Annotated in this window: 14 protein-coding genes and 1 rRNA gene; 13 read left to right on the top strand and 2 right to left on the bottom strand. The window is 77.1% G+C overall.

Going from position 1 to position 17,174, the window contains the following annotated elements:
* From rrf to JIG38_RS02375, 13 genes are all read left to right on the top strand, one after another.
* Positions 1 to 70 (top strand): 5S ribosomal RNA (gene rrf / locus JIG38_RS21265); the annotation flags it as partial.
* Positions 71 to 960: 890 nt separating this feature from the next.
* Complete coding sequence (locus JIG38_RS20590) at positions 961 to 1,854, top strand: tetratricopeptide repeat protein (RefSeq protein ID WP_199421860.1); 894 nt, start codon at positions 961 to 963, stop codon at positions 1,852 to 1,854.
* Entirely contained in the window at positions 1,851 to 2,867 is a 1,017-nt protein-coding gene (locus tag JIG38_RS02425; protein WP_199421859.1) for an HAD-IIA family hydrolase, read from the top strand. The genes JIG38_RS20590 and JIG38_RS02425 overlap by 4 nt, the downstream gene beginning before the upstream one ends.
* A 321-nt stretch (positions 2,868 to 3,188) precedes the next feature.
* Positions 3,189 to 3,347 carry a hypothetical protein gene (locus tag JIG38_RS02420; protein ID WP_199421858.1) on the top strand — a complete coding sequence of 53 codons (159 nt, stop codon included), beginning with the start codon at positions 3,189 to 3,191 and terminating at the stop codon, positions 3,345 to 3,347.
* On the top strand, positions 3,344 to 4,237 hold the full coding sequence (locus JIG38_RS02415; RefSeq protein ID WP_199421857.1) for a TlyA family RNA methyltransferase: 894 nt from the start codon (positions 3,344 to 3,346) through the stop codon (positions 4,235 to 4,237). The genes JIG38_RS02420 and JIG38_RS02415 overlap by 4 nt, the downstream gene beginning before the upstream one ends.
* Complete coding sequence (locus JIG38_RS02410) at positions 4,234 to 5,157, top strand: NAD kinase (RefSeq protein ID WP_199421856.1); 924 nt, start codon at positions 4,234 to 4,236, stop codon at positions 5,155 to 5,157. Before JIG38_RS02415 ends, JIG38_RS02410 begins: the two co-directional genes overlap by 4 nt.
* Positions 5,154 to 6,869, top strand: coding sequence for a DNA repair protein RecN (gene recN, locus JIG38_RS02405; RefSeq protein WP_199421855.1), 1,716 nt, complete (start codon positions 5,154 to 5,156; stop codon positions 6,867 to 6,869). Before JIG38_RS02410 ends, recN begins: the two co-directional genes overlap by 4 nt.
* Positions 6,870 to 6,875: 6 nt before the next feature.
* The gene (gene steA / locus JIG38_RS02400; RefSeq protein WP_199421854.1) at positions 6,876 to 8,063 is read left to right on the top strand and encodes a putative cytokinetic ring protein SteA; all 1,188 of its coding nucleotides are present in this window, start codon (positions 6,876 to 6,878) and stop codon (positions 8,061 to 8,063) included.
* Positions 8,064 to 8,097: 34 nt separating this feature from the next.
* Positions 8,098 to 9,207, top strand: coding sequence for a copper transporter (locus tag JIG38_RS02395; protein ID WP_199421853.1), 1,110 nt, complete (start codon positions 8,098 to 8,100; stop codon positions 9,205 to 9,207).
* Positions 9,204 to 10,082: a hypothetical protein gene (locus tag JIG38_RS02390; protein WP_199421852.1), complete on the top strand. Its 879-nt coding sequence runs from the start codon at positions 9,204 to 9,206 to the stop codon at positions 10,080 to 10,082. Before JIG38_RS02395 ends, JIG38_RS02390 begins: the two co-directional genes overlap by 4 nt.
* Entirely contained in the window at positions 10,079 to 12,937 is a 2,859-nt protein-coding gene (locus JIG38_RS02385; RefSeq protein WP_199421851.1) for a lipid II flippase MurJ, read from the top strand. The genes JIG38_RS02390 and JIG38_RS02385 overlap by 4 nt, the downstream gene beginning before the upstream one ends.
* An 11-nt stretch (positions 12,938 to 12,948) precedes the next feature.
* Complete coding sequence (gene pyrG, locus JIG38_RS02380) at positions 12,949 to 14,619, top strand: CTP synthase (RefSeq protein ID WP_199421850.1); 1,671 nt, start codon at positions 12,949 to 12,951, stop codon at positions 14,617 to 14,619.
* Positions 14,616 to 15,251: an NUDIX domain-containing protein gene (locus JIG38_RS02375; RefSeq protein WP_307844478.1), complete on the top strand. Its 636-nt coding sequence runs from the start codon at positions 14,616 to 14,618 to the stop codon at positions 15,249 to 15,251. The genes pyrG and JIG38_RS02375 overlap by 4 nt, the downstream gene beginning before the upstream one ends.
* A 74-nt stretch (positions 15,252 to 15,325) precedes the next feature.
* Here the strand turns inward: JIG38_RS02375 and JIG38_RS02370 are convergent, their stop codons facing one another.
* A complete protein-coding gene (locus JIG38_RS02370) occupies positions 15,326 to 16,096 on the bottom strand; it encodes a DinB family protein (RefSeq protein WP_199421849.1) in 771 nt (256 codons plus the stop codon).
* 100 nt (positions 16,097 to 16,196) lie between these two features.
* Entirely contained in the window at positions 16,197 to 17,150 is a 954-nt protein-coding gene (locus JIG38_RS02365; protein ID WP_199421848.1) for a COX15/CtaA family protein, read from the bottom strand.
* Between the last annotated feature and the right edge of the window lie 24 nt (positions 17,151 to 17,174).

Here is a 17,174-nt window from a genome sequence, read left to right as displayed (position 1 = left end):
GGAAGCTAAGCCCCTCTGCGCCGATGGTACTGCACGGGAGACTGTGTGGGAGAGTAGGTCGCCGCCGAACATTCCTTCACAAGGCCGCCCCCGGAAACGGGGGCGGCCTTCGTGCATTCCAGGCACGATCCCGCGCGCATTTCCGGCGATGAGCAGCCTGTCGACCGGCGCCGCGTCCGGACCGACGCTGCGCCTGGAGAGGCTCTGCGCGTGGACCGGCTCTGCGCGTGGGCCGTCGCTCGGCTCGTCCGGATCGTGTCGAGCGAGGCCGGCGTCGCGCGGCGGAAGGCGCGACCGCGCTGCGTGAGACCATGAGATCAGTCGAGAAGAGAGGACGTGCCGTCGGTGTCACAGGACAGCACGGGTAGCGCATCGCCCGAGGACCGCCCGGTGCGGGGTTCTGCGGCGGGCGGACGAGCGCCAGGATCGCGCCCCGAGCGTGGAGCGGCTTCCCGGTCGTCGTCAGGGGACCGGGCCGCGGGTGGCCGTGGTGGGGGCGGCGGCGGCAGGTCGTCGTGGACGTCGGGTGGTGGTGGTGGTGAGCGCGGCGGTGCGCCGGGGTCCCGCGGTACGTCCGACGGGCGCCGTGCGGCGGGGCCGCGGTACGACGCCGGGGGCCGCGACGCGGGTGCGCGCACCGGTGACCACAGGGGGTCGGGTGCCCACCGTGCCACGGGTGCAGGAGGCGGCGGGGGCGCAGATCGTGCGGGCGGTGCCGCCGAGCGTGCACGAGGCGCGCGCGACGGCGTCGCCGGGCGTGGCTCGCGTCCCGAGCGCGGTGCGACGGGTGACCGTGACGGTGGTCCGCGGCGACCGACCTCGCCGGGTTCCGGTGGGCCGCGCGGCGGCACGCGTGCCGTTCGCGGGGGTCGGCCGGACCGGGCCGGGGCGCCGCGGGGTGTCGAGAGCCCGAGCTCGCGAGGCGTGATCCGCGCCGGGACGGAGGGCGGGCGAGGCCCGGTGCCCCCGCCCCTCCCGGACGACGTCGTCGCGGCCGACCTGGACCGTGCGGCGCGGGGTCGCCTCCGGACGCTCAGCAAGGACAACGCCGACGGCGTCGCGCGCCACCTCGTGATGGCCGGCCGCCTGCTCGACACCGAGCCCGAGCTGGCGTACGAGCACGCCCAGGCGGCGGTGCGTCGCGCGGGGCGGGTCGACGTCGTGCGCGAGGCCGCGGGCATCACGGCGTACCGGACCGGGCGCTACGCCGAGGCGCTGCGGGAGCTGCGCACGGTGCGGCGGCTCAACGGGTCCGACGAGCACCTGCCTCTCCTCGCGGACTGCGAGCGCGGGCTCGGCCGTCCCGAGCGGGCGATCGCGCTGTCCCAGGAGGACGCCGCGCGGGCCCTGCCCGACGACCTCAAGGTGGAGCTCGCGATCGTCGTCGCCGGGGCTCGGCTGGACCTCGGCGACCCCGACGCTGCGCTGGCGGCGCTCGGTGCGCCCGTGGTCCAGGCGGCGGTCGGCGAGCCGGCCGAGCGCGTCGCCCGTGCGCGTGCCGATGCGCTGCGGGCCGCCGGGCGTGAGGACGAGGCCGACGCCCTCCTGGCGACGTTGCCCGACCTGGGGGACGAGGACGACGAGGTCGTCGTCTACGACCTCCACGAGGACGCCGAGGCCGGGAGCGCCGCGGTCGGGAACGCCGGGGTCCGGAACGCCGGGGTTGGGAACGCCGGGGTCGGGAACGCCGGGGTTGGGAACGCCGGGGTCGGGAGCGACGAGGGCGCCGGCGACGCCGCGGGAGCAGGAGTCGCGGTGGCCGCCGCGGGTGCGCACGGGGACGAGCGGGCCGACGGTGGTGGCGGGGCCGAGCGTGTCGGAGCCGCGGGCGAGGACCAGGAGGGCGACCGGTGACGCTGCTCTCCTGCGCTCGCACTCTGGCGAGCGAGTACGACGTCGCGCTCGTGGACCTCGACGGGGTCGCCTACCGGGGTCCGGAGCCGATCCCGCACGCCGCCGAGAGCCTCGGCGCCGCCCGCGACGCCGGGATGGGCCTCGTCTTCGTGACCAACAACGCGTCGCGCGAACCGGAGACGGTCGCGGACCAGCTCACCGGGCTCGGGATCCCGGCACGTCCGGACGAGGTCATGACGGCCGCGCAGGCCGCCGCGGCCGTGCTCGCGGGCAGGCTCTCGCCCGGGGACCGGGTGCTCGTCGTCGGCGGGGCGGGGCTCGTGACCGCGGTGCGCGCCGCCGGCTTCGAGGTCGTGACCTCGGCCGATGACCGGCCGGTCGCCGTCGTCCAGGGGTTCGCGCCCGAGGTCGGGTGGACGCAGCTCGCGGAGGCTGCCTACGCCGTGCAGCGTGGCGCCTGGTACGTCGCGAGCAACCTCGACCTCACGCTCCCGAACGAGCGGGGCATCGCGCCCGGCAACGGGTCCCTGGTCGGCGTGGTGCGTGCGGCGACGGGCGTCGACCCCGTGAGCGCGGGCAAGCCCGAGCCGACGATGTTCGCCCTCGCGGCCGAGCGGCGTGGAGCGGTCCGGCCGCTCGTCGTCGGCGACCGGCTCGACACCGACCTCGGGGGAGCGCGCGCGGCCGGCTTCGCCGGCCTGCACGTCCTCACGGGCGTGAGCTCGGCGCGCGACGCGGTGCTCGCCGCGCCGGGCGAACGACCCTCCTTCCTCGGCGCGGACCTGCGCAGCCTGCACACGAGCCACGAGGCGCCCGCCCTGCGGGACGGCTGGTGGACGTGCGGCCGCGCAGCCGCGACGGTGCGGGACGGCCGGCTCGAGCTCCGCGACGGGGACGCGAGCGACGCGCTTGACGTCGCGCGTGCGGCGTGCGCTGCCGTGTGGGCGGAGCACGACGCGGGCGGCTCGGTCGACCCGGCGAGCGTGCCGGAGCTCGCAGCACCGCAGGGCTGAGCCGGCGGCGGCCCCGCGCGACTCGGACCTGTGGGCTCCGGGCCCGGGCGGTCGCCGCCGGGTAGCGTGGGGAGCGGACGCGGCACGCGCCGTCGGGAGGCGGGCGTGCCCGTCCTGACGCGGGGCTCGGTGCCACGCGGGTCCTCACCGCCGGGACTGCCCGGGGGTGGCGGCACCGTGACCGACGCACCTTGGACCGCGCAGCGCGCGGTCGGGGCGGGCGCCAGCGCCGCGTCGGGCAGGTCGGCAGGAGGACGAGAGCACGGGCGGAGCAGGTCGGCAGGACGTGCGGGCCGTTTCGCGGCGCGCGGAGGAGGTCACGTGGAGCACGAGCAGGCGCCGGACGGCACGGGCGACGACGCCGTCGACCAGGCGCTCACCGCGCTCGGGGGCCTGGCCGACCGCCCCGTCCGGGAGCACGTGGCGGTCTTCGAGGCCGTGCACGGCGCGCTCGCCGACCGGCTCGCGGAGGGGCCGTGACGCCAGCACGCCTCGACACCGAGCTCGTCCGCCGCGGGCTCGTCCGGTCGCGCACGCGCGCGGCGGCGCTCGTCGCCGGCGGGCACGTCCGGGTCGGCGGCGCCGTGGTGACGCGGGCGGCGCACCCGGTGGAGGTCACGGACGTCCTCGACGTCGACCAGCCGGGGTCCGCCTACGTCTCGCGCGCCGCGCACAAGCTCGCGGGTGCGCTCGACGCGCTCGCCGACGTGCCCGGCGCGCCGGACCCCCACGGGCGCTGGTGCCTCGACGCGGGCGCCTCGACCGGCGGCTTCACGCAGGTGCTCCTCGAGCGCGGTGCCGCGCACGTGTGGGCGGTCGACGTCGGGCACGGTCAGCTCGACCCCGTGGTGGCGGCGGACCCTCGCGTGACGTCGCGCGAGGGCGTCAACGTGCGCGACCTGCGTGTGGGCGACCTGCCGCGGCCCGCGGACCTGGTGGTCGCCGACCTGTCCTTCATCTCCCTGCGGCTCGTGGTGGGGCCGCTCGTCGACGCGGCGGCGCCGGGCGCGGACCTCCTGGTCATGGTCAAGCCCCAGTTCGAGGTCGGTCGCGAGCGCCTCGCGCGCACCGGTGTCGTGACGTCCCCCGACCTGCGCCACGAGGCCGTGGCTGCGGTCGCGGACGCCGCGCGCACGGCCGGCGCCCAGCTGCGGGCGGTCGTGCCGAGCCTGCTTCCCGGGGAGAACGGGAACCACGAGTACTTCCTTTGGCTCACGCGTCCCGCGGCGGTGCAGGGGAGCGACGACACCCCGCGCGGCACGGAGCGGGTGGCGCTGCGCGTGCGCGAGGCCGTCCGCCGCGCCGTCGTGGACGGCGCGACCGCGCTCGTCGTCGAGGACGTCCACGGCGTGCCGCGGAGGACCGCATGAGCCGCAGGGTCCTGGTCGTCAGCCACGGCGGTCGGCCCGAGGCGGTGCACGCCGCCGAGGAGGCCGTCCTCGCGCTGCGCGCTGCGGGCCTCGAGCCCGTGGGCGAGGACCAGCTCGACGACATCGACGGCCTCGAGATGGTCGTCGTCCTGGGCGGCGACGGGACGATCCTGCGGGCGGCCGAGCTCACGCACGGCTCGGACGTCCCGCTGCTGGGCGTCAACCTCGGCCACGTCGGGTTCCTCGCCGAGAGCGAGCGCGAGGACATCGAGGAGGCGGTGCGGCGCATCGCCGCCGGCGAGTACGACGTCGAGGAGCGCGGCACGGTCGAGGTGCGCGTCCTGCGTCCCGGCGCCGAGCCCGTGACGGGCTGGGCGCTCAACGAGGCGACCGTCGAGAAGTCCGACCGGGCGCGCATGGTCGAGGTGGTCGTCGAGGTCGACGGCCGCCCGCTGTCGTCGTTCGGCTGCGACGGCGTCGTCATGGCCACGTCGACCGGGTCGACGGCCCACGCGTTCTCGGCGGGCGGCCCCGTGGTGTGGCCCGACGTCGACGCGATGCTGCTCGTCCCGCTCTCGGCGCACGCGCTGTTCGCCCGTCCGCTCGTCGTCGGGCCCGGGTCGGTGCTGGCCGTCGAGGTGCTCGGGCGCTCGCCGAGCGACGGCGTCCTCACGTGCGACGGGCGGCGCAAGCTCGACCTGCCCGCCGGGACGCGCGTCGAGGTGCGCCGCAGCGACGTCCCGGTCCGCCTGGCGCGGCTGAGCCACGCGCCGTTCACCGACCGGCTCGTGTCGCGGTTCGCGCTGCCCGTCACGGGCTGGCGCGGGCGCGCGCCCAACGGGTCGGCCGCCCGTGCTGCGGCCGACGTCGACGGGGTCGCTCGCGGCGGCCTCGGCGGCCCGGTGGAGGAGCCCGCGTGATCGAGGAGATCCGGATCGAGAACCTCGGCGTGATCGGGAGCGCGACGGTCCCGCTCGGCCCCGGGCTCACGGCCATCACCGGCGAGACCGGCGCCGGCAAGACCATGGTGCTCTCGGGCCTCGGCCTGCTCCTCGGCGCGCGCGCCGACGCCGCCGTCGTGCGGACCGGGGCGCGGCAGGCCACCGCGGAGGGCAGCTTCGTCGTCGACCCGACCTCCGCCGTCGCCGAGCGCGCGCGCGAGGCCGGCGCGGACGTCGAGGACGACGGCGCGCTCGTCGCGCTGCGGACCGTCGCCGCGGCCGGCCGCTCGCGCGCCTTCCTCGGCGGCCGGAGCGTGCCGCAGGGCGTCCTCGCCGAGATCGCCGAGGACCTGGTCACCGTCCACGGCCAGCAGGACCAGGCGCGGCTCCGGTCGCCCCGCCGCCAGCGCGAGGCGCTCGACGCGTTCGCCGGGCCCGAGCACGCTGCCGTCCTCGCCGACTACCGCGCCGCCTGGGCGGAGCGTCAGCGCGCCGCCGACGAGCTCGACGCCATGGTGTCGACCACCGCCGAGCGCGCGCGCGAGGCGGACCTGCTGCGGCTGGGCCTCGCGGAGGTCGAGCGCGTGGCGCCGGTCGCGGGCGAGGACCTCGAGCTCGCGGCCGAGTCCGCACGGCTCGGTCACGTCGAGGAGCTCCGGACGGCGGCGGCGTCCGCGCACCTCGCGCTCAGCGGCGACGACGACGGCGCGCCCGGGGCCTCGGCGGCCGTCGAGACCGCGCGCCGGAGCCTCGAGGCCGTCGCCCCGCACGACGCCGTGCTCGCCGGCCTCGCCGAGCGCCTCGCCGAGGCGCGCTACCTGCTCGACGACGTCGCGGCCGAGCTCGTGGGCCACGTCGACGGCCTCCAGGCCGACCCGGCGAGGCTCGAGGAGGTGCACCGGCGGCGCGCCGAGCTGACGACGCTCGCGCGCACGCACGGTGGCACAGTCGACGACGTCCTCGCCTGGGCGCAGGAGGCGGGGCTGCGCCTGCTCGAGCTCGACGGGACCCAGGACCGCACCTCCGCGCTGCGCGACCGGCTCGCGGAGCTCGACGGCCGGCTCGCCGCGCTCGCCACGTCGCTGACCGCCGCGCGCACGGACGCCGCGCGACGTCTGGGGGAGGCGGTGACCGCCGAGCTCGCCGGTCTCGCGATGGCGTCGGCGACGCTCGAGGTCGCGCTCCGCACGCTGCCCGAGCCGGGGCCGTGGGGCGCGGAGGACGTCGAGATGCTCCTCGTGGCGCACGCCGGCGCACCCGCCCGCCCGCTCGGCCAGGGCGCCTCCGGCGGTGAGCTGTCCCGCGTCATGCTCGCGATCGAGGTCGCGCTCGCCACGGCCCCCGGCTCGGGCGCCGCGCGGCCCCCGACGTTCGTCTTCGACGAGGTCGACGCGGGCGTCGGGGGCAAGGCCGCGGTCGAGGTCGGTCGGCGCCTCGCCGAGCTCGCGCGCCAGGCTCAGGTCGTCGTCGTGACCCACCTCGCGCAGGTCGCGGCGTTCGCGGACCGGCACCTCGTCGTCACCAAGTCGGCGGCCGACGGCGCCGACGTCGTCACCGCGTCCGACGTCCGGCACGTCGAGGACGAGGAGCGCGTCGCCGAGCTCGCCCGCATGCTCTCGGGCCAGGAGGACTCCGACGCCGCGCGGCAGCACGCCGCTGAGCTCCTCGACCGCTCCGTCGTGGGACGATGAGGCCCGATGAGACTGAGCCTGCGCCAGCGTCGAGCCGCGCCTGACGAACCCGGCCTCCACGGGCCGGTCCGGGTGGACCCCCGGACCAAGAACCTCACCAAGCGCCTCCGGCCCGGCGACGTGGCCGTGATCGACCACCTCGACATCGACCGCGTGTCGGCGGAGGCGCTCGCCGCGTGCCGCCCGGCGGCCGTGCTCAACGCGGCGCGGTCGACGTCGGGCCGGTACCCGAACCTCGGGCCCGACATCCTGCTCGCGGCGGGGATCCCGCTCGTCGACGACCTCGGCCCGGACGTCCTCACGCTCACCGAGGGACGCCACGTCCGCGTCGTCGACGGCGCCGTGTACGACGGCGACCGCGTGGTCGCCGAGGGCACGGTGCAGGACGAGGCCTCGGTCGCGGCCGCGATGGAGGAGGCGCGCGCGGGTCTCGCGGTGCAGCTCGAGGCGTTCGCCGGCAACACGATGGACTACCTGCGCCGCGAGCGGGAGCTGCTGCTCGACGGCGTCGGCGTCCCGGACATCGAGACCGTCATCGACGGCCGTCAGGTGCTCATCGTGGTGCGCGGCTACCACTACAAGGAGGACCTCGTCGCGCTGCGGCACTACGTCAAGGAGTACCGCCCGGTGCTCATCGGCGTGGACGGCGGCGCGGACGCGGTGCTCGAGATGGGCTGGAAGCCCGACCTCATCGTCGGCGACATGGACTCCGTCTCGGACCGCGCGCTCGCGTGCGGCGCGGAGGTCGTGGTCCACGCGTACCGCGACGGCAGGGCGCCGGGCGTCGAGCGCGTCGAGAAGCTGGGCGTGCGCCACGTCGTCTTCCCCGCGACGGGGACGAGCGAGGACGTCGCGATGCTGCTCGCGGACGACAAGGGCGCCGAGCTCATCGTCGCGGTCGGCACGCACGCCACGCTCGTCGAGTTCCTCGACAAGGGCCGGTCGGGCATGGCGAGCACGTTCCTCACCCGCCTGCGCGTGGGCAGCAAGCTCATCGACGCCAAGGGCGTCTCGCGCCTCTACCGCCAGCGGATCTCGAACTGGCAGCTCGCGTGGCTCGTCGTCGCGGGGCTCCTCGCGCTGGGGGTCGCCCTGGCCTCGACCGCCGCCGGCCAGACCATGTTCGGCCTGTTCTTCGCCTGGTTCGACGACGTCTGGTCGTCCGTCCGGGGCCTGTTCGGCGGTGGGGCATGATGCCTCCGGCCGCCACCGACCGAGAGACCTCATCGTGATCGACTTCCGTTACCACCTCGTCTCCCTCATCTCCGTGTTCCTCGCGCTCGCGGTGGGCATCGCGCTCGGCGCCGGTCCCCTGAAGGAGACGATCGGGGACACGCTCACGGGCCAGGTCGAGCAGCTGCGCGTCGAGAAGGAGGAGCTGCGCACGCAGCTCGACGAGGCGTCGGCCGAGCTCGCGGACAGCCAGGCGGCGTTCGCCGCGTCGGCTCCCGACCTGCTCGAGGGCGTGCTCGCGGGCCGCCGCGTGGCGATCGTGCAGGTGGGCGAGGTGCTGCCGGAGGCGCGCGACCAGGTGGCGGAGCGGCTGGGCGCCGCCGGCGCGTCGGTGAGCGCGACGGTCCAGGTCACCGAGCTGTGGGACGACCCCGAGCAGCGGTCGTTCCGCCAGAGCATCGCCGGGAGCCTCGTGCAGTGGCTCGACCCGGTCCCCTCGGAGGACGCGGGGACGGGCACCGAGCTGGCCGAGGCCCTCATCCAGTCGCTCGCCACCGCCGAGCCGACCGACCCCGGCACGGTCTCCGCCAACGCCGTCACGGTGATGGACCTGCTCGTCGAGTCCGGGCTGGTGACCGTCGGCGAGGGGGGCGTGACCGCGCCCGCGGACGCGGTCGTCGTCCTGGCCGGTCCCACGGTGAGCGCGGCCGAGGCGGAGGAGGCCGTCGAGGCCACGCCCGCGGACCAGGAGCCGGCCGCGCAGGAGCTCGCCGACGCGAGGCTCACGTCGGCGGCGCAGATCGCGCGCGCCGCGCAGGAGCGCTCGGGCGGCGCCGTCGTCGCGGGCGGGGAGCTCACCGACGGGGGCCTCGTGCAGCGGCTGCGCGAGGACGAGGACGCGCAGGGCCGGATCAGCACCGTCGAGTCGGTGCACACGCTCGTCGGTCAGGTGTCCGTCCCGCTCGCGCTCAGCGCGCGCATCGGGGGGACGGTCGGTCACTACGGTCCGAGCGAGGGCGCGACGGCCCCGGTGCCCGAGCGCGTCGTCCTGCCGGTGCTCGACCGCACCGCCGTCGACCCTGCGCTCACCGGCACGGACGGCACGGGCACAGGCACCGACACCGGCTCGGGGACGGGCACCGAGACGGGGACGGAGCAGGGATGAGCCGCGCGGCACGCGAGGCGCGCCTCGTCGCGGCGACCGCGCGCGGCACGGTCACGGCGGCCGCCGTCACGGTCGGCGCACGCGCCGTCCTCGCGGGCGTCGTCGGCGGGGAGCACCCGCGCTGGACCCGGACGAACCACCGCGGGGCACCCATCAGCCTGCTCGAGGGTCCCGCCGTCGGGGCCGGGCTCGTCGCGGGAGCCCTGGCGACCCGCGGCGCCGGTGGCCGGGCCGCGCTCGCGGGCGCGCTCGCGGCGACCGGCGGCGCCGTCTTCGGGCTCGTCGACGACCTGTCGGAGGACGTGGGCCGCACCCGCAAGGGCCTGCGCGGCCACCTCGGCGCCCTCGCCCACGGTGAGCTCACCACGGGCGGGCTCAAGGTGCTCGGCATCGGCGCGACGGGCGTCGTCGCCGCGGCGCTCGCGCTGCACCGGGCCCCCGGGACGAGCCGTCCCGCCCACCTCGCCGACGTGCTCGGTGCGGGCGCGCTGGTCGCCGGCACGGCCAACCTCGTCAACCTCCTCGACCTGCGGCCCGGTCGCGCGCTCAAGGCCGGCGCTGCCCTCGCCGCACCGGTCCTCCTGTCGCGTGGCGCCCCGGCCGCGGCGGTCGTCGTCGGTGCGGCAGGCGCGGCCCTGCCGGCGGACCTCGACGAGCGCGACATGCTCGGCGACGGCGGCGCCAACGCGGTCGGCGCGCTCGTGGGCACCGCCCTCGTGCAGGCGCTCCCGCGGCGCGCGCGGCTGGCGGTGCTGGCCGGCGTGGTCGCGCTGACGCTCGCGAGCGAGCGGGTCAGCTTCACGGCAGTCATCGAGCGGACGCCGGCGCTGCGGGCGCTGGACCGCTGGGGCCGGCGCGAGGACCCGCCCGCGTGAGCCCCGCCGCGCGGCGGGCCCTGACCGGGATCGCCGGCGCGGCCGCCCTCATCGCGGGCATCACCGTGCTCTCGCGCGCGCTCGGCTTCGGCCGCTGGCTCGCGCAGTCCTACGCCGTCGGCCAGACCGCGACCGGCACGGCGTACGCGACCGCGAACCTGCTGCCCAACGTCCTCTTCGAGGTCGTCGCGGGCGGAGCGCTCGCGGGCGCGGTCGTGCCCCTGCTCGCGGGGCCGCTGAGCCGTGGGACGCGGCGCGAGGTCGACCGGATCGCCTCGGCGATGCTCACCTGGACCCTCGTGGTGCTCGTCCCCGCGGCGGCGCTGCTCGCGCTGCTCGCCCGGCCCCTCGTGAGCCTGCTCATCCCCGCGACCGACCGCACGGGTGACGCGGTCGACCTCGCCGCGCACCTGCTCGTGGTGTTCGCGCCGCAGGTCGTCCTCTACGGCGTCGGCATCGTGCTCACGGGCGTGCTCCAGGCGCAGCGCCGGTTCGCGTGGCCGGCCGCCGCGCCGCTCGCCTCGAGCGTCGTCGTCATCACGTCCTACCTCGTGTTCCGCAGCCTCGCGGTCCAGGCCGTCCAGGACCCGTCCGCGCTGCCCGACGTCGCCGTCGCGTGGCTCGGCTGGGGCACGACGGCGGGGGTCGCCGCGATGAGCCTGCCCCTCCTCGTGCCCGTCCTGCGCTCGGGCGTCCGCCTGCGGCCGACCCTGCGCTTCCCCGAGGGCGTCGCGCGGCGCGCGCGCCACCTGGCGCTGTCGGGCGTCGGGGGCCTCGTCGCGCAGCAGCTCGCCGTGCTCGCCACGATCCGTCTCGCCAACGACCGCGGCGACGCGGACCTCGGCACGTTCAACCTCTTCCAGTACGCGCAGGCGGTGTACCTGCTGCCCTACGCGGTGCTCGCGGTGCCGCTCGCGACCGCCACCTTCCCGCGCATCGCCGAGCACCACGCCCGCGGCGACGGCGCGGCGACGCGCCGGCTCGTCGCGGGCAGCACCCGCGCCGTCGTGCTCGTCGGTGCGCTCGGCGCGGCGGCCCTCGCCGCCGCGGCGCCCGCGGTGGCGCGCGTCTTCATCGCGACGGACGCGAGCGACGACGCCGACGCCATCGCCGCGATGGGACCGACCCTCACCCTGCTCGCACCCGGCCTCGTGGGGTTCGCCCTCCTCTTCCACCTCTCGCGCGTCCTGTTCGCGCTCGAGCGCGGCCGCGCGTCGGTCACGGGTGTCGCGGCGGGCTGGCTCACCGTCGCCGGGGCGTCCGTGCTCGCGGTGCTCGTGCTGGCCCCCGACGGGGGCGACGGCGCCGCGACCCTCGCGGGCCTCGCGGTGGGCAGCACGGCCGGCATGACCGTCGCCGGCGTGGTGCTCCTGGTCCTCACCGTGCGCGCCGCCGGGCCCGGCGCCGGCGCCGGCACCGGTCGCACGGTCGCCGTCGCCGGGCTCGGCGCGGCGGTCGGTGGGGTGCTCGGGCGCGTCGCGGCCGACGCCGTGCTGGCGACCGGGGAGTCCGTCGGCGTCGCGCTGCTGGGTGGGGTCGCCGGCGGGGTCGTCGCCGTCCTCGCGCTCGCGCTCGCCGCGCTCGCGCTCGACCGCGGCACCGTCGCGGCCCTGCGCCGGCGGGGTGGCACGGCCGCCCCGGCCGCCCCGTCGCCGCCGCCGTCGGCGCCGAACGCCCGACCGTCACCGAGGGAGACGAGACCCATGGCTGACCCCACGCCCCCAGGCCCCCGCGTGCTGCAGGTGCTCGGCTCGAGCGCGGGCGGCGTCGCCCGGCACGTGGCGGAGGTCGCGAGCGGCGCGGCCGGGCGCGGCACGCGCGTCGCCGTGGCCGGCCCGGCCGCGCTCGCGGGGCAGGTGGGTCGCGACCACGTGCCGTACGTCCCCGTCGAGATCACCGACCGGCCAGGGCCGGGCGACGTCGTCGCGCTGCGCCGGCTGCGCGCGCTGGCCGCGTCCGCCGACGTCGTGCACGCGCACGGCCTGCGGGCCGGGGCGCTGGCGGTGCTCGCGGCGCGCGGGCTGCGCGGGGGCCCGGAGGTCGTCGTCACGCTGCACAACCTGCCCGTGGGTGGTCCGGCGATCCGCGCGGTCGCCGCCGCGCTCGAGGTCGTCGTCGCGCGGGGCGCGCACACGGTGCTCGGGGTGTCGGGGGACCTCGTCGATCGTGCCCGGGGACGGGGCGCGCGGCGCACCGAGCGGGCGCTCGTCCCGGCCCCGCCGCACCGCCCGGCGGCGACGTCGGCCGCCGAGGTGCGCGCCGCGCTCGGCGTGCCGGACGGCGTCGCGCTCGTGCTCACGGTCGCTCGCCTCGCGCCGCAGAAGGGCCTCGACCTCCTGTGCGACGCCGCGGCCCTGCTCGGCGCCGACCACCCCGGCGGAGGGGGCGCGCTGTGGGCGGTCGCCGGCGACGGCCCGCTCGAGGACGGTCTCGCCGGCCGGATCGCGGCCGAGCGCCTGCCCGTGCGGCTCCTCGGTCGCCGGGCCGACGTCGCGGACCTCCTCGCCGCGGCCGACGTCGTCGTCAGCGCCGCGCGCTGGGAGGGCCAGCCGCTGGGCGTCCAGGAGGCGCTCGCCGCGGGCGCCGCCGTGGTGGCGACCGACGTGGGCGGCACGCGCGAGGTCACGGGCGACGCGGCCGAGCTCGTGCCGCCCGACGCCGCGGCGATCGGCGCGGCGGTCCGCGGCCTGCTCGACGACCCGGCACGCCGTGCCGCGCTCGGTCGCGCGGCCCTCGCCCGCGCCGCGACGCTCCCCACCGCGGACGACACGCTCGACCAGCTCGAGCGGGTCTGGCGGGACGCGGCGCGCGGCACGCGGCCGGGTCGCGGCAGCCGGGACCCCGACGTCGGGTAGAGTGGAAGCCCGTGGCAGAGCGCGCGAATCGACTCTCCGGGCGGTCGGACAACACGACCCGGCACATCTTCGTCACCGGAGGCGTCGCCTCCTCTCTCGGCAAGGGCCTGACGGCCTCGAGCCTGGGCCGACTCCTCCGCTCCCGGGGCCTGCGGGTCACGATGCAGAAGCTCGACCCGTACCTCAACGTCGACCCCGGCACGATGAACCCCTTCCAGCACGGCGAGGTGTTCGTCACGCAGGACGGCGCCGAGACCGACCTCGACATCGGTCACTACGAGCGGTTCCTCGACGTACCGCTCACCGCGCAGGCGAACGTGACGACGGGGCAGATCTACTCGTCCGTCATCGCCAAGGAGCGGCGCGGGGAGTACCTCGGTGACACCGTGCAGGTGATCCCACACATCACCGACGAGATCAAGGCGCGCATGCGCGCCCAGGCCGGCCCCGAGGTCGACGTCATCATCACCGAGATCGGCGGCACGGTCGGCGACATCGAGTCGCTGCCGTTCCTCGAGTCGGCCCGCCAGGTCCGCCACGACCTGGGCCGGGACAACGTCTTCTTCCTGCACGTCTCGCTCGTGCCGTACATCGGCCCCAGCGGCGAGCTCAAGACGAAGCCGACCCAGCACTCCGTCGCGGCCCTGCGCTCGATCGGCATCCAGCCCGACGCGCTCGTGCTGCGCGCCGACCGGGCGGTGCCCGAGTCGACCAAGCGCAAGATCGCGCTGTTCTGCGACGTCGACGCCGAGGCGGTGGTCACCGCAGCCGACGCGCCGAGCATCTACGACATCCCGCGCGTGCTGCACGGCGAGGGGCTCGACGCCTACGTCGTCCGCCGTCTCGACCTGCCCTTCCGCGACGTCGACTGGGCGAGCTGGGAGCGCGTCACGCACGCCGTGCACCAGCCGAGCACGACGGTCGAGATCGCGATGGTCGGGAAGTACATCGACCTGCCCGACGCCTACCTCTCCGTGACCGAGGCGCTGCGCGCGGGCGGCTTCGCGAACGACGCGAAGGTCGACGTGCGCTGGGTCCCGTCCGACGACTGCGCGACCCCCGAGGGTGCCGAGCGCTCGCTCGCGGGCGTCGACGCCGTCCTCGTGCCCGGCGGCTTCGGCGTCCGCGGCATCGAGGGCAAGGTCGGTGCGCTGACCTGGGCGCGGACGCACGGCGTCCCGACGCTCGGCATCTGCCTCGGGCTGCAGGTCATGGTCATCGAGTACGCCCGGAGCGTGCTGGGCCTCGCGGACGCGTCGTCGTCCGAGTTCGACCCCGGGACGGAGCACCCGGTCGTCGCGACGATGGCCGAGCAGCTCGCGATCGTCGAGGGCGAGGGGGACATGGGCGGCACGATGCGCCTCGGGTCCTACGAGGCCGTGCTCACGCCGGGGTCCGTCGTCGCCAAGGCCTACGGCACCGACCGGGTCGAGGAGCGGCACCGCCACCGCTACGAGGTCAACAACGCCTACCGCGCGCCGCTCGAGGAGGCGGGCCTCGTGATCTCGGGCGTCTCGCCGGACTCCTCGCTCGTCGAGTTCGTCGAGCTCCCGAGCGAGGTGCACCCGTACTACGTCGCGACCCAGGCGCACCCGGAGTTCCAGTCGCGGCCCACGCGCGCGCACCCGCTGTTCGCGGGGCTCGTGCAGGCCGCGCTCGAGCGCCGCGCCGACGGCCGGTGACGGGTCCGGGCGAGGGCGCGCCGCTCGCGGACGCACGGGTCGACCGTCCGCTCCTGGGGTCGGAGCTGCTGCACGACGGCATGGTCTGGGACGTCGTGCGCGAGGCCGTCGACCTCGGCGAGGCGGGGACGGTCCGTCGCGAGTTCGTCCGGCACCCGGGCGCGGTCGCGGTCATCGCGCTCGACGACGACGACCGCGTGCTGCTCCTGCGCCAGTACCGGCACCCGGTGCGCAGCGCGCTGTGGGAGCCCCCCGCCGGGCTGCTCGACGTCCCGGGGGAGGACCTGCGCGACGCCGCCGCACGCGAGCTCGCGGAGGAGGCCGACCTCGTCGCGGGCCAGTGGTGGGTGCTGCTCGACTACCTCACGTCCCCGGGCGGCAGCGACGAGGCGATCCGGGTGTTCCTCGCCCGGGACCTGCGCGAGGTGCCCGAGGCCGAGCGGCACGTCCGCGAGGGCGAGGAGCGCGACATGGAGCTCCGCTGGGTCCCGCTCGACGAGGCCGTCGCCGCGGTCCAGGCGGGCGCGCTGCGGAACCCGTCCACGGTCAACGGCGTGCTCGCCGCCGCGGTGGCGCGCGCCGACGGCTGGCGCGGCCTGCGGCCCGCGGACGCGGAGCCGGCCGGGCGCTGACGCGCGGCGCGGGCCTGCCCTGCGCCGCGGTCCGTCGTCGGGCCCCCGGGGTGAGGCGTCCGGTGCGCGCGTCGTCAGCTTTCCGTGGCGCGCGCCGCGATCGCGGCGAGGTCGCGCACGGCGAACCGCCGGTGCTCGACGTGCTCGCGCAGCATGGTCGTCACGCACTCCCGGACCGTGCGCTCCTCGACACCGTCGGGTGGGTCGAGCACCGCGCGGCGGGGCTCGTCCAGGACGTCGTCGTGCAGGTCGCGGAGCGTGGCACGGACCCGCTCCCGACGGCCGGCGTGCGTCGCGAGCGCCTGCGCCGCCGTGGGTCTCGCACCCGGGTCGAGACCGAGGCCCGCCCACGCGGCGGCGCCGAAGTCGGTCGGCGGCAGGCCGATCGGGTCGTTCGGCGCGGCCTCGCCGAGGATCATCCGGCCGAGCCAGGAGTCGACCGCGAAGACGAGGTGCCGCACGGTCTCGACGAACGACCACTCGTCGTCGACGCGCTCGTGCAGCACGGGCTCGGGCAGCGTCGCGACGTGCGTGACCGTCGCGTCCCACAGCCGCTCCACCTCGTCCCACGCCGCCCGCAGCTCGTCCGCCGTGCGCGCCGTGCGCACGACGACGCGCTCGGGGTGGCGACGGTCGAGCTCGGCCCGGACGTAGGCGGTGACGTCGACGTCGTCCACGACGACCGAGGCGACGCCCCCGTCGAACCCGGTGATCCTCAGGTCCTCGACCCACGAGCTCGCGATCCGGACGCCCGCGAGGTTGCAGTCGCGGAACCGGGCACCGCTGAGGTCGGCGCGACGGAAGACGGCGTCGCGGAACTCGGCGGTGTCGGTGTGCTCGGTCATGGTCGCCTCCACGTCGTCGGGGCCCCTCGGCCCCGTGCTGCCCGACGCTAGCGGCGCACCCGGACGATCAGCGTCCGGCTTCCCGCGGCGACCGGGGAGGTCAGGCGCGTGTGCGCTGCGCGACCGCCTGGCGCACCTGCGCGACCACGAGCAGGCTCGCCAGGACCATGTGGACCCCGACGAGCACCGCCGGGAGCCCGGTGAGGTACTGGACGTACCCGACGAGGCCCTGCGCGAGCGCCACCAGGAGCAGGACCACCGCCGCCCGCCGGGCGTCCGCCGTGGCCGCCGACGCGACGGCCCCGGACCCCCGGCGCGTCAGCACGACCACGGCGACCACCGCGGCGACGTAGAGCCACACCGAGGCCGAGTGCGCGCGGGCGACCGCGACGGGGTCGAGCGCGAACCGGTAGGCGACCTCCTCGTCGCCCGAGTGCGGCCCGGCCCCGGTCGTCACGACGCCGAGCACGAGCACGACGGCGAGCAGCGGGCCGAGCGCGCGTCCGACGCGGCGCGCGGCGTCACCCACCGTGGGCACGGGCGGGCCGTCGCCCTCGCGGTCCCGCACGAGCAGCACCGTCGACGCCGCGACGAGTGCCATGGAGATGAGGAAGTGCACCGCGACGACGCCGGGGTGCAGGTCGACGAGCACCGTGATCCCGCCGACCACGGCCTGCACGGCGACGCCGAGCAGAGGGGTGAGCCCGAGCCAGCGGAACGCGCGCGAGCGGTCCGTGCGCTGCCAGACGACCCACGCGGCCGCCAGCGCGAGCACCGCGAGGACCCCGGTGAGCGTGCGGTTGCCGAACTCGACGAACGGGTGGAAGGTCGCGGCCTCGTGCATGACCGGCGTGAACTCGCCCGGCTCGCACTGCGGCCACGTCGAGCAGCCGAGCCCGGACCCGGTGAGCCGGACCGCGCCACCGGTGCCCACGATGAGCACCTGGGCGGCGAGGTTCGCCACCAGGACCCGCCGCCGCCACGTGGGCGACGGGTGTCGCCAGGACCCGACGGGTGCGGGCGGTGCCGGGGCCGGGGTCGTCGTGCTGCTCACGCCTCCACGGTAGTCGCCCCGACG

Origin of the sequence: Actinotalea solisilvae (assembly GCF_016464425.1) — a bacterium.
GTDB lineage: Bacteria > Actinomycetota > Actinomycetes > Actinomycetales > Cellulomonadaceae > Actinotalea > Actinotalea solisilvae.
The sequence above is the reverse complement of the archived record's forward strand: the minus strand, read 5'-3'. Positions and strand labels throughout refer to the sequence as shown.